The organism is Pseudomonas iranensis (genome assembly GCF_014268585.2).
Classification (GTDB): domain Bacteria; phylum Pseudomonadota; class Gammaproteobacteria; order Pseudomonadales; family Pseudomonadaceae; genus Aquipseudomonas; species Aquipseudomonas iranensis.
In genome coordinates this window covers 3,254,327-3,267,267 of record NZ_CP077092.1, presented here as the reverse complement: position 1 = coordinate 3,267,267, position 12,941 = coordinate 3,254,327, and the positions used below count along the sequence as shown (strand labels likewise).

10 protein-coding genes are annotated in these 12,941 nt (G+C 59.5%); 5 read left to right on the top strand and 5 right to left on the bottom strand.

The genetic code is table 11. The annotated features are described in order from the left end of the window. Nucleotides 1-6: 6 nt before the first annotated feature. Nucleotides 7-1,125 carry a cell division protein ZapE gene (gene zapE / locus HU724_RS14585; protein WP_186566740.1) on the bottom strand — a complete coding sequence of 373 codons (1,119 nt, stop codon included), beginning with the start codon at nt 1,123-1,125 and terminating at the stop codon, nt 7-9. 296 nt (nt 1,126-1,421) lie between these two features. Between zapE and HU724_RS14580 the strand changes: the two genes are divergently transcribed. After that, nucleotides 1,422-2,888 carry a nucleobase:cation symporter-2 family protein gene (locus HU724_RS14580; RefSeq protein WP_186566742.1) on the top strand — a complete coding sequence of 489 codons (1,467 nt, stop codon included), beginning with the start codon at nt 1,422-1,424 and terminating at the stop codon, nt 2,886-2,888. 64 nt (nt 2,889-2,952) lie between these two features. Beyond that, nucleotides 2,953-3,426 carry an LEA/WHy family protein gene (locus HU724_RS14575; protein WP_186566744.1) on the top strand — a complete coding sequence of 158 codons (474 nt, stop codon included), beginning with the start codon at nt 2,953-2,955 and terminating at the stop codon, nt 3,424-3,426. Between the two features lie 147 nt (nt 3,427-3,573). On the opposite strand, the gene HU724_RS14570 is transcribed toward HU724_RS14575, so the two are convergent. Then, complete coding sequence (locus tag HU724_RS14570; protein WP_186566746.1) at nt 3,574-4,497, bottom strand: carbon-nitrogen hydrolase family protein; 924 nt, start codon at nt 4,495-4,497, stop codon at nt 3,574-3,576. An 84-nt stretch (nt 4,498-4,581) separates the two neighbouring features. On the opposite strand from HU724_RS14570, the gene HU724_RS14565 reads away from it, so the two are divergent. After that, a complete protein-coding gene (locus tag HU724_RS14565; protein ID WP_186566748.1) occupies nt 4,582-5,496 on the top strand; it encodes a LysR family transcriptional regulator in 915 nt (304 codons plus the stop codon). Nucleotides 5,497-5,502: 6 nt separating this feature from the next. Here the strand turns inward: HU724_RS14565 and HU724_RS14560 are convergent, their stop codons facing one another. Further along, nucleotides 5,503-5,757, bottom strand: a complete 255-nt coding sequence (locus tag HU724_RS14560) for a hypothetical protein (protein ID WP_186566750.1) — start codon at nt 5,755-5,757, stop codon at nt 5,503-5,505. A 154-nt stretch (nt 5,758-5,911) separates the two neighbouring features. On the opposite strand from HU724_RS14560, the gene HU724_RS14555 reads away from it, so the two are divergent. Further along, on the top strand, nt 5,912-6,229 hold the full coding sequence (locus HU724_RS14555) for an ElaB/YgaM/YqjD family protein (RefSeq protein ID WP_016774661.1): 318 nt from the start codon (nt 5,912-5,914) through the stop codon (nt 6,227-6,229). A 202-nt stretch (nt 6,230-6,431) separates the two neighbouring features. Here HU724_RS14555 and HU724_RS14550 read toward each other — a convergent pair whose 3' ends face one another. Next, the gene (locus tag HU724_RS14550; protein WP_186566752.1) at nt 6,432-7,460 is read right to left on the bottom strand and encodes an Ldh family oxidoreductase; all 1,029 of its coding nucleotides are present in this window, start codon (nt 7,458-7,460) and stop codon (nt 6,432-6,434) included. 231 nt (nt 7,461-7,691) lie between these two features. Between HU724_RS14550 and HU724_RS14545 the strand changes: the two genes are divergently transcribed. Then, on the top strand, nt 7,692-12,542 hold the full coding sequence (locus HU724_RS14545) for a dermonecrotic toxin domain-containing protein (protein ID WP_186566754.1): 4,851 nt from the start codon (nt 7,692-7,694) through the stop codon (nt 12,540-12,542). 59 nt (nt 12,543-12,601) lie between these two features. Here the strand turns inward: HU724_RS14545 and HU724_RS14540 are convergent, their stop codons facing one another. Beyond that, a complete protein-coding gene (locus HU724_RS14540; RefSeq protein WP_041480965.1) occupies nt 12,602-12,871 on the bottom strand; it encodes a PepSY domain-containing protein in 270 nt (89 codons plus the stop codon). Between the last annotated feature and the right edge of the window lie 70 nt (nt 12,872-12,941).

The window sequence follows — 12,941 nt, the reverse complement described above, 5'->3', positions numbered from 1 at the left end:
CTTCTCTCAAGCTTCGGCGAAACGCTGCAACTGCATCTCCTGCAAACGGCTGAGGGTGCGGCGGAACGGGAATTCCAGATAGCCCTCGGTGTACAGCGCGTCCATCGGTACGCTTGCCTCGACGTAAAGCGGCACCTTGCGGTCGTAGCATTCGTCGACCAGCGCGATAAAGCGGCGAACGCCGTCATCATGTACCGACAATTGCGGCAATTCTCGGTCGCCGGCGACCACACGCTCAGCGCCGTCTTCGGTACCGCGCGCAATGCGTCCCTCGCGCTTCTGTGCGCTGAGGTTCGGTACTTCGCTCAACAGAATAGCCCGGTAGCGATCACACAGGGCGATGAAGTCCATGGCGGCGAAAGGTTGTTCGCACAAATCGCTGTAGCGGCACCACAGCAAGGATTCGCTGGCTTGCACCACGTTGAGTGTGCGGTGGCCCACGGCGACTGGCTTCTCGCTGACAGTCTCATCTGCAGCCAGCGACTTGAACACGGCCTCCAGTGCGCTCGGTAAATCATCCGCGCGAACAAAATAACGCTGCTCGATCGCCCCCGGGTGCAAGCGATGATCCTCGGCGCCATTCACCGCGACCACGGTCATGTGCGCCTTGATCGCCGCAATCGCCGGCGTGAAACGGTCGCGGTTGAAGCCGTCCGCGTACAGATCATCCGGCGGCAGGTTGGACGTGCAAACGATCACCACACCTTCCTCGAACATCACCTGAAACAGCCGGCCGAGAATGATCGCGTCGCCGATGTCATTGACGAACAGTTCATCGAAGCACAGCACGCGCACTTCGCCGGCCAGCTCTTTGGCCAAGGCGCGCAACGGATCGGCGATGCCACTGAGCTGGAACGAACGCTGATGCACCCAGCCCATGAAGTGATGAAAGTGTTGACGCCGCGCTGGCACCCGCAGGCTCAGGTAGAACTGATCCATCAACCAGGTCTTGCCGCGCCCGACCGGCCCCCACAGGTACACGCCGCCGACCGAACGGGCACCGGCGTGCAAGGCTTCATGGCATTTTTGCAAGGCCCAGACCGCGTGTTCCTGGGCTTCATCCTGGATGAAACCCTTGTGGTCGACTGCGTATTGCCAGGCACTGAGGGGGGAGTCGAAAGTCATGCGCGGGAGTATGCCACGGGCGCTTTTCCATTGCTGATCGAGGCACGTTTGATCGTTCCCGCGCTCTGCGTGGGAATGCCTCAAGGGACGCTCCGCGTTCCAGCTCTGGAAGGGACGCGGAGCGTCCCGGGCGGCATTCCCACGCGGAGCATGGGAACGATCAGAAGGCTCGCTCCCACAAAGGCAGTAAAACCTGACCTTTCAGGCAGTTATTGCTCGTTGCCCTCGCCGCCCTCTTCCGGCATTCTGCGCACCCATTTTCTGACCCGGCCCCGCCTTGCGGCGCGCACATCACCATGACCGCCTCTGACAAAACCCCGCGCAACAACGACCTGATCTACGGCCTCAACGACCGTCCGCACCTGACCGCCACGGTGTTCGCAGCATTGCAGCACGTGTTGGCCAGCTTCGTCGGCATCATCACCCCGACCCTGATCATGGGTGGCGCCCTCGGTCTGCACAGTGAAATCCCCTACCTGATCAGCATGGCGCTGTTCGTCTCCGGCCTCGGCACGTTTGTCCAGGCCAAGCGATTCGGCCCGGTGGGTTCCGGTCTGCTCTGCCTGCAAGGCACCAGTTTCTCCTTCATCAGTGTGATCCTCAGCGCCGGTTTCATGGTGAAGGCGCGTGGCGGTGGCACTGACGAAATCCTTTCGACGATCTTCGGCGTGTGCTTCTTCGCCGCGTTCATCGAAGTGGTGCTCAGCCAGTTCATCGGCAAACTGCGCATGCTGATCACGCCGGTGGTGACCGGCACGATCATCACGCTGATGGGCCTGTCGCTGATCAAAGTGGCGATGACCGACATCGCCGGCGGCTTCGGTGCGCCAGATCTTGGCGCGGCCAGCCATGTGTTTCTCGCGGCACTGGTGATCGGCACCATCGTAGTGTTGAACCGAGTCGACGTGCCGTTTCTGCGCCTGGGCGCGATTGTCATCGGCCTGACCCTCGGCTACTTAGTGGCATGGCTGATGGGCACGGTGGATTTCGCTTCGATGCCCGAGGTGCCGCTGTTCAGCGTGCCGGTGCCGTTCAAGTACGGCTTCAATTTCGACTGGGTGGCGTTCGTGCCGGTGGCGGTGATTTTCCTCGTGTCGCCGCTGGAAGCTGCCGGTGACCTGACCGCCAACTCGATGATCTCGCGGCAACCGGTGAAAGGCCCGCTGTACATCCGTCGCATCAAATCCGGCCTGCTCGCCGATGGCCTCAACTCGGCCATGGCGGCAGTGTTCAACAGCATGCCGATGGTCACGTTCGCGCAGAACAATGGCGTGATCCAGCTGACTGGCGTGGCCAGCCGCTATGTGGCGTTTTTCATCGCCGGGCTGCTGGTGTTGCTCGGTTTGTTCCCGATGATCGGCGCGGTGCTGCAACTGATGCCGAAACCGGTGCTGGGCGGCGCCGAGCTGGTGATGTTCGGCACCGTCGCCGTTGCCGGGATCAAGATCCTCGCCGAGGCCGGCCTGCATCGTCGCAACATGCTGATCGTGGCGATCTCCCTGGGCATGGGCCTGGGCATCGCGGCGGTGCCGGAAGTCCTGCGCGAACTGCCGCAAGCGCTGCGCAATATCTTCGAATCGCCGATCACCGTTGGCGCGTTGTGCGCTATCGTGCTGAACATCTTCCTGCCCGAGGAATTCATCGAGCTGGAAGAAGACGATTTCGACCCGGAAGCTTCGATCCTGCAGGTCATGGAAAACCCCGACGTCACCGCCAAAGGTGAACCCGGCCAAGCGCCGGCTGTCGCACAGTTGAACCGCTGACGTCGCGCCTCGAAAAAAGGGCTGCACCGGCAACGGTTCAGCCCTTTTTTGTCGAGAGTTTTTTATGCGCCACCTCCACGCCGTCACCCTGTCGCTTCTGCTGTTGTCGCTCAGTGCCTGCGCATTGTTTCCCAATCGCGACCCGGTGAACATCAACGTGGTCGGCCTCGAACCGCTGCCCAGTCAGGAACTGGAAGTACGCTTCGCGATCAAGCTGCGCGTACAGAACCCCAATGAAACGGCGATCGATTACAACGGCATCGCGCTGGATCTGGAGGTTAATGGCCATTCGCTGGCGTCCGGCGTGAGCGATCAGAGCGGCTCGATCCCGCGTTTCTCTGAAGCCATTGTCACGGTACCCGTCAGCGTCTCGGCGTTCTCGTTCCTGCGCCAGACCTTGGGCCTGAGCCAGACGCAAAGCCTCGACAACCTGCCCTACATACTGCGCGGCAAACTGGCGGGCGGTTTGTTTGGCACGATGCGCTTTACCGACAGCGGCAAGTTGAGCTTGCCTAAAGCGAGTGCGGCGACGTGGTAGACAGCGGTCCCAATCGGCAGAACAACACACAACCCCTGTGGGAGCGAGCCTGCTCGCGAAAGCGGTAGTTCAGGCAATTCCAATATTGCAGGTGCCTACGTCTTCGCGAGCAGGCTCGCTCCCACAGGTTCTCTGCAAGTTTCAAGGTCAGGAGTTGAACCGCACCCCCGGCTTCGCGCGCTCATCAACGCTCAACTCGAAGACATCCGGCCGCGCGTAGTGGCCGACCACGTCGTAGTCGTACCGCGCGCGGATCAGTTCATCGGTGTCGATCTGCGCCGTCAGCAACCCCGCCTCGCCACGCAACGGCCCCGCCAGGACATCGCCCATCGGACCGACGATCACGCTGCCACCGGCGATCAACGGCCGATCCCCCGGCCAGTTGGCGATCTCCACCCCCAACTGATTCGGCGAGGCCTGTACCTGACAGGCGCTGACCACAAAGCAGCGGCCTTCATGGGCGATGTGGCGCATGCTGACCTGCCACATTTCGCGCTCGTCAACGGTCGGCGCACACCAGACCTCAACGCCCTTGGCATACATCGCCGTGCGCAGCAGCGGCATCATGTTTTCCCAGCAGACCACCGCGCCAAGCTTGCCGACCTGGGTGTCGAACACCGGCAGCGTCGAACCATCACCCTTGCCCCAGATCAGTCGCTCGGTGCCGGTGGGCATGAGCTTGCGGTGTTTGCCGAGCAGCCCGGCCTGCGGATCGAAATACAGCACAGTGCAATACAATGTGCTGCCGGCGCGCTCGATCACACCGATCACCAGATTGGCCCCGGTGCGCGCTGACAATCCGGCCAGCGCCTCAGTTTCGGCGCCAGGCACATCAATGGCGTTGGCAAAGTACCGCGCGAAGGCCTCGCGCCCCTCGGGCAGTCGATAACCCAACTGGGTGCCGAAACCTTCGCCTTTCGGATAACCACCGAGCAAGGCTTCCGGCATTACCACCAGCGCAGCGCCGGAGTCGCGGATTGCATCTTCCCAAGAAAGGATCTGTTCAAGGGTTTCGTCTTTGCCACCGGGCAAGGCGCCGATCTGCAACGCCGCCACTATGGATTTAGCCATCGTGTTTACTCCATCAGGTTCAGGTGTTGCCGATTCTCCAGCGTCACGCGATCATGAATAAAGCCCTGCCCACTGCTGAATGATATGAACCAAATGAATATCGCCGACATCGACCTCAATCTGCTGAAAGTCTTCGAAGCGCTGCACGAGGAATCCAGTGCCAGCCGCGCCGCCCTGCGCCTGGGCGTAACGCAGTCGGCGGTCAGCGCGGCGTTGCGTCGCTTGCGCGAGGTGTATGGCGATCAGTTGTTCGTACGCACCGGGCGCGGACTGGCGCCGACCCTGCAGGCCAATCAGTTGAAACCGGTGATCAGCGATGCCCTGAATAAATGCCGGCAAAGTCTGGCCATGCTTGATCCAGCGGCCAATCAGTACGAGGGGCGCTCGGTGGCGATCGGTCTGTCAGATGATTTTGAAATTGCCTACGGCCGCCGCTTGATCAAGGAAATCGCCCGTCGTGCGCCGAAACTGCGGCTGATATTCCGCCAGACCCACAGCCAGATCGTCGCCCGTGCGTTGATGGAGCGCAGCATTGACCTGGCGATCACCGCCGGAGGATTTGCCGAGCGCCTGCTCAGTCGTCAGGTGTTGGGGGAAGGCGGCTATGCGTGCCTGGTTGATCCGGGCAGTCTTGCACCGGGCCAGCAGCAGATCGAATTGCAGGAGTTCGTTGAGCGCGAGCACATTCTGGTGTCGTCGGGCGGTTTTATCGGCATTACCGATGAAGGGTTGGCGGCTGTGGGATTGAGTCGCCGGGTATGCGCGTCGACCACGCATTTCGCCGCGCTGCCCTTCCTGCTCAAGGGCAGTCAGGCAGTGGCGACCATCCCGGCCCATGCCGCAGAAAGCATCGCGGCGCTGAGCGGACTGGCATTGCTGCCCTGCCCTTTGGCTTTGCCGCGCTATCCGGTGGAACTGGGCTGGCGTACCAGCACGCAGATCGATCCGGTGCTGTTCAAGGTTCGCGAGGCGATTGCCGCCACGTTCACCCAGGCGTGACGCGCTTTACTTGTTCGCCGCCATCAGGCGATTGACTTCGCTGCGCACCATGTTGGCGAATTCCGGCGGCGACATGCTGTCCAGCTCGGCGCGAACCCACTCGGCCCATTTGCCCTTGCGCTTGGAGCGCTCCCCAAACAAGCGCGCGGCTTCGCCTTTGGCTTTGCCCAGATTGTTCTGCCAGAGTTCGAACAGACGGGATTTCTCGTCTTCCAGCGCTGCGCGCTCTGCGAGGGATTTGTCGGCCAGATTGAAACTCATGGGGATTTATCCTGCTGCGTAAAATGGCGACATCTTACACGCTCGACACAAATCTCCGGTGCAGGTTTTTCCCTTCTCCACGAATGACATGCAACTTTTCACCTGCCGCTACACTCCATTGGTCACTGTCCATTCACCTGCAAGGAGTCACCCAATGGCCCGTAAAACCGCCTCGCAAGCTGCCGAAGAGCAAATCAAGGATCAAGCTTTCAGCGAGCTTCAGGCGCTGATCGAAGAATCGGACAAACTGCTCAAGAGCAGCGCTTCACTGGTAGGCGAAGAAGCAGAAACCCTGCGCGCACAAATCGCCCAGAAGCTGCAGCTGGCACTGGATTCGGTGTCCAGCGTGCGCGACCGCACCAAACCCGCCGTTGAAGCCACGGAAAATTACATCGGTGGCCATCCATGGCAAACCGTAGCGATCTCCGCCGGTTTCGGTCTGGTGGTGGGCCTGCTACTCGGCCGTCGCTGAGTCAGGCGCACGGAAAAAGGCGAACCTCAGGGTTCGCTTTTTTTATGCCCACCGCTTTGCTTTTCCATTACTGAATTCACCTCGGTACCCCAAGTCGGCGTATCTCGCCCAAACCACGCGGTCAGTTCCCTCTCCCTCTGGGAGAGGGCTAGGGTGAGGGGCTTTTGACCTTATCACTGCAATCGTCAGAACAACAAAAGACTCACTCCCCCGCCAACTCCCGCAACTGCCCCAACGTCTGCTCATCCAGCGCAATCCCTTGCGCCATCGACCGACTGCGCTGCAAATGCCGCCGATCCCCCGGCAAACGCTTGAGCCCGACCCCGTGCATCTGCCGCACCAGTTCCTCGCTGCGTTGGGCAAAGCTCTGCCCCGCCGCTTTGCTCGGGTCGATGACGATCAACAGCTGGCCGGTCCATGGCGTCTTCGCGCCAGGATGGTTGGACCAGTCGAACTCGAAGGAAAAATTGCCGCCGGTCAAAGCCGCCGCCAGCAGCTCGACCATCATCGACAGCGCCGACCCCTTGTGCCCGCCAAACGGCAGCAACGCCCCGCCCTCGAGAATCGCCTTGGGGTCCTGGGTCGGTTGACCGAGGCTGTCGACGCCCATCCCGGCCGGAAGTTTTTCACCTTTGCGCGCCGCGATCTGCACATCGCCATGGGCGATGGCGCTGGTGGCGAGGTCGAAAACAATCGGCGCGGCATTGGCCCTTGGCGCGGCAAAGGCAATCGGGTTGGTGCCGAACAGTGGCCGGTCGGCGCCATGGGGCACCACGCAGGTCATGCTGTTGACCACGCTCAGCGCGACCAGACCTTCATCGGCAAACGGCTCGACGTCCGGCCACAACGCGGCGAAGTGATGCGAGTTGCGAATCGCCAGCACTGCGATCCCGGCGCTACGCGCTTTTTCCACCAGTAGAGGCCGGGCGGCGGCCAACGCTGGCTGAGCAAAACCATTGCCGGCATCGACGCGGACAAAACCCGAGGCGACGTCTTCTACCTGTGGTACCGCGTAGCCATTTACCCAGCCGCTTCTCAGTGTCGAGACATAGCCGGGAATGCGAAATACACCGTGGCTGTGCGCGCCATCGCGCTCGGCGCCGGCGCAATTGGCGGCCAGTACCCGGGCCACTTCGCTGGAAGTGCCGTGGCGCAGGAAAATCGTTTCAAGCAGTTGCGTGAGTGCTTCGAGGGATAACGTGGGCGTGCCCTGATCGTGTGGCGCAGACATCTGAAGCTCCAGAATGATTATTGGAGGGAACAACAGCGTACGGTCAATTTGCCCACCGATTAACCCCGCCAGAGCTGTCAGCTGTCAACCCTTCGATTGCACGGCAATGGCTGGCGGCGCCGACCTCACATTTCGATCCGGCGCGTGCGGTATCCATCTACCGCACCTGCTCCGGGCTGGGGGCCTACTGTCGAGTCCCTGCCTGATGGCGCCCCGTTCAGAGCTCCGATGATGTCCAGTCCGACCGCACCACTGCTGTTCCCCGACATTCTGAAATCCCCTGGCCTGCATGCCGGCCTGGCTAAAACACACGGTTTCAACAGCAAAGACTTTGTTTGGCTCGCGCATGTGCAGCTGGCCACCCAGACCCTGCGCAGCGCACAAACTCCGCCGATGCTGGCCGAACGCATTCTGCTCAACGCCGACAAGCAATTGCCTGTACCTCTGGCTGGCAGTTTCATTCTTGGCGCGGCGCCTGATGATGACGGGATGTTTCTGTACACCCCCTACGACGGCTTGAAAAAATACAGCGATGACCAGGCGCTGACGGAGGCGTTGCAAGCGCGCCTCGACAATGCAGACGAGCAAGACGATCTATTGGCTTTTCTAAACGTTTCGCTGCGCAAGGAGCTGGTGGAGAAACGCGGCATTACCATCACCCGCGAAACCATCACAGGTGATGTATTCGAGGATCAACAAACAGCAATCACCGATTCGCAGGAAGCCTGCGCACGCGACCTCGTGGACGAACTGAAACGCTTGCCGTCGCTCACTACACTGCTGCAAGCAATTCTCGACGATCTGCTCAAGCCACATTTTGGCGACCTGCAGCAGTCGCAAACCCGAGTCGGTTTTTACACCGTCAAGACACCCGCCTCCTCCGGCCAAGACAGACAGTGGCTTGATTCACACTCACTGACTGAAGCGTTGCTGGTGCATTTTCGCCGTCAGGGCTGGCCGCAGGGTCAGACCGTTGAATTTTCCCATCCCACCCGTCTCCCCGGCACTGATGATCAATCAGCGTGGGCGACTGCAATCAACTGCGCATCGGGCAAACTGACCATGCTGTTGTTTCGGCAGCTCGAAGGTTACTGGAATGCTGCTTCATTCGAGGGCTCGCCGCGACGCACCCTCTTCGCCCAGACACTGATGGATCAGGCGCGCGCGGACTTGATGATCAAGCGCGAAACGGAAATTCTCTCCGCCAGTGAGTTCGACGCCCTGCACAGTCTGATCCGCGAGCCGAACGTAGCCGTGCGCAGGCCAACCTTCGAAACCGTGTGCTTGCGCGAAGACAGCGTCCAGGTCGAATTGGCCGGGTCGTTGATGATTAATCATGACAAAGCCTACCTCTACACGCCCAGCGAAGGCGTGCAGGTACTCAATGACTATGCCGATCTCAAACAGACACTGACGGCAAAACTCGGTGCTGCCGGACACGAAGATGAACTGTACGGGCTGATGAGCCTGGAGGAGCGCAAACGCTACCTTGGTTTTACCGATGCTCAGGTGTCAGGGGAAAACATCGGCGGCGAAATCATGACGACCCTGTTTGAGGCAGTCCTCACCAAACAGCGGCAGAACATTGAATTTGCCCTGCAGTCGTTTCGTCAGAGCGAACGCACCAGCGATATTCACGCGCTGTTCGACAAGGCGCTGGATATCCGGTCAATGATCCATCAGCGCCTGCTCAGGCTTGACGCCAATGAGCGCTGGAGCACCCGACCTTTGTTTGCCAGTGCGCCGCCATCGTCACTGGTGCAGGCGGACAAGGCCGAGCAACTGCAGACGAGTCTGCAACGAACGCTGGACAGCCTGACCGGCAACTTCAAGAACCAGCCGACCGCGAGCAGTCGGGAGCAGCGCGGCTTTGTAGAAAGCATTGGCTGGAAGCTGGCGCAGGCATTCGAGGCGGCTATGCGCGGCGAAGCACAGCTGAGAACTCTCAGTGGTTCGTGGCTGGAGGCCGAACGACAGATTATCCATACCGTGTTCGATACAGGGCACCCGACACGCGCCGAGCGCCAGTCGCTCAATGGCTTTCGCCCGGACGCCTGGTCAATGACCGTGAAATGCGCCGGCCAGAGTGAGGCACTGCCGCTTGCTCATTGTGTGCTGTTGACCGAGCGCGGTGGCATGGATGTCGCGCACTCCGGACGCGCGATTCTCTGGACACCAGCCAATGGCCTGGAATCCTTCAACGATATCGAGACTGCGCGCAAACAACTGCAACGACGGCTCGACGACAACAACCAGAGTCAAATCCTGCTGGAAAATCTGCCAACGAGGCAACGGCGCCTGGATCAGCAGTACACGCTTGGCAATTTCGAGTTGATAGAAGGGAGTGTGTCGAGTGATCGCATGCAATCGGCTATTGAACATTACATGGCCGAGTGTGAGCTATTACGCACGTGCATCAAGGACGAAGACACGCTGGCGAAGTTACTTGCCGAAATGAAAGCCACCGTCATCGATACCAATCTGCGCCGAGCCATCGATATCGCCCGTAGCGTCGCCCGTCATCTGGACTACCCCGACTGGTTGCGCATGGCCCCAATGACGGAACAGCACACGCAACTAGCGCTGCTGGACGAAGTGCGGCTCGCGTTTATCGATGGCAAGGATTTCCTTGAGGGCGTTCCGCCCCTGGCCACCCACATCGAGCAAACGCTGAAGACACTGCTCGATACCAGATACCCCAATAACCGACTCAAGCCGCAGGACATTCAGATCACTCCGAACCTGACGCTTGCAGGCCCGGCCTGCGACCTGCTGGAATTTGCCCTGCATCACTACAACGTCGTGCAGGGCAGCGGTTTCAAGGTGGCGGCGAAAACAGCCACGGCTTTACCAAAAAACTTCGATCAGTCCGCCGTGCGGCAACTGCTGCAATCGCTGGAAGTGGTCACGACCTATGCACGCAAAGTGACTGCCGCGCTGTCCGGTGCCAATGAGGCTGCGCGCGTCAGTAAAAAACGTTTCGTCCGTCAGTTGCCCTGGCAGTTGATGCAACACGCGCACGCATTGAAGTTGCAGCAACAACTGTCCGGGAACGGTTATGACTATATTTGCCAAGTGCTCGACATGCCCGATGGAGTAGCTCGCACCACGGTCGAGGGAGCCCACGCGATTGTTTGCCCGCTATCGTTGATCAAGACCGGTGGCGCTGATCCCGTCGACGCACTCGGGCTATATGTCATCGGGCCAGGATCGGGGCAAACAGGGCCACGGGTGCTGTATGCGCCCTATTCCAGATTCGTTTTTCGCGAGTTCGAAAACGAGGTGCAGTTGATCGATGCACTGAATACTCCCGGGCATTTTCAGGATCTGATCATCCGGCGTCTGCCTGAAGACCAGCAGGCCGTGTTCAGGAACCTGTTACAAACGACGATTGGCAAACCCAGCGAGATCACGGTTGAAAGTCAGGCTATCAGCAGCAACGTGCTCGAGCGGTTTCACAAAGACACCCTCAACCTCCTGCTGCAATTGCTCAAAAGTCAGCCACAGATCAATGCCCAGGCGGATTGGGAAGCGGCAAAGTTTCTCTTCAGTCACGGGGTGCGCCTGGTGCCGCACTTGTTGCCGGGCAAACTCGCCTCTTTGTTTTTTCTCTGGAAAAGCTATCAGGACTTCAAGGAATCCGCCGAAGGCCTTCAGGATCACCATTGGGCGCAGGGCCTGAAGAACTTTATTGCGGGGGCAATCTCGCTGTTCAGCCTGGGACGTTTGTCCTGGGAAACCGAGGCGGAAACGGCAACCTCTGAATTTGCCTCTGAGGTAAAAACTCCTGACGTTACTGACACGACGGTACAAGCCGCCGCGCGCTGGGCGAAAGTGCCGCCCGCTGCCCCTGCTCGTGTTAGCTTGCAATCGTTTGAAACCAGCAAGGCGCTGAACAGCCTCAAGCTTGAGGCCAGTAAACTGGTTTATCGCGACGCATCCACCGCGAAAAATTATGTCGCGATTGCCGGCAAGGTCTATTCCGTCGTCAAGGCGGAAAAAAAATGGTTTATGCGCAAGAAGGATGGCAGTGCAGGACCGCTACTTGAGGAAAAAAACTCAAGACTGATCATTGCTCGCGACGGCCAGACCGTGCAGCGCTGCCGACGCAAGCGACCGAAAACATTGCAAGAAAATGTCGAAAAGGAACGCTCAGTCGTGCTAAAGGTCCAGGCCAAAGGCATGGCACAGATCAACCGCACCTCTCCCGCCAGGGCTTTCGTGATACAGCAGGCCGTCATCCGGGCAAGAGCCTACGCGCTCAATTGCCTGCATAACTTCGTCATTCACCGCGATAACCTGGGAGGCACGCGGGTTGAGCGAGTGCTCAGGGATTTTTTTGACGTGGCACAGGTTACGCCGGCGCTGCTGAGGAAGTTCGAGAAGGTCATCATCCCGTTGTGCCGTGAGCTGACGGATCCCAAGGATGACTTGCTCTACACCGATCGCTTCTTTGCTGGCCTGAACAAGCGCTACGGTGACGATACGGTTGCCTTCGTTTTCAAGCAGGACAGCAAGAAGATCGTCCACTTTACCCAGCACTTCTTCAATCCGGGGCTGAACGCCTATACGGAGTTTCTGCCTCCCAGATTCAACGTGGACTCCCACGCTCGGGCCGTCATTCTGCTCCATGAACTGTCGCATCTGGTCTGCGATAGCGAAGATCTGGCTGCAGTAGAGGCGATGGCACCCTTTCCCAGCCTTATCGACACCACCACTGCGGACGGCCAGTTGCTCAAGGATGATCTTGATCGCCTGCGTAAATCGCTGTCGCGCGCTACACCACCTGCGAAGTTGTTCCTGGAGAAAGATGATCTGGGGAACTGGGTGGACATCGACCAGGTACCATCGCACGCCGATGACTATCAAAAAATTCTGACCCTGACTAAAACCAAAACCCTTGCCGAGGCACGCAAGGCGTTTCGCAGTCCAGTCTCTGACGAGGCACGTGTTGACGTGATACTGGCCAACGCCGACTCGATCGCATTACTCATCAGCGAAATGGGCCGAGAGCTGGACCCCCTGCCGGCGCCCATTCCGCTGCCAGCGCCGGTCTCAAGCCAGATGGTATCTGTACCGTAAACAAAAAAGTGCGCCGGCTAAACGCCGGCGCACTTATTACAATAGCCTGTCTTTGAGGCTTAGTCCTTTTGGTCGCGGAGCACATTACCCGAGGCGCCGTCGATGCGGAATTCGTAGACAATGCCGTCGGCCTTGCGCCCTTCGCCTTCCCAGTAGCCGTCATTGTCGGCGCCGATCTCATAGACCTCGACATAGCCGGCTTTGGTCTTGGCGACCTCGATGGCTTTTTCGATGGTGATCCAGCCTGCGCCTGGCTTGTCCGCCAGGGCGGCACCGGCGCTGAGCAAACCGGCGGTGGCAATCAGGGCTGCGAATGTCTTTTTGATCATTTTTTCACTCCATTTATGGATAGTAGGCATTTGCTTCCTGTTTTTTTGGGCGCCACAGGGAAAAATAAGT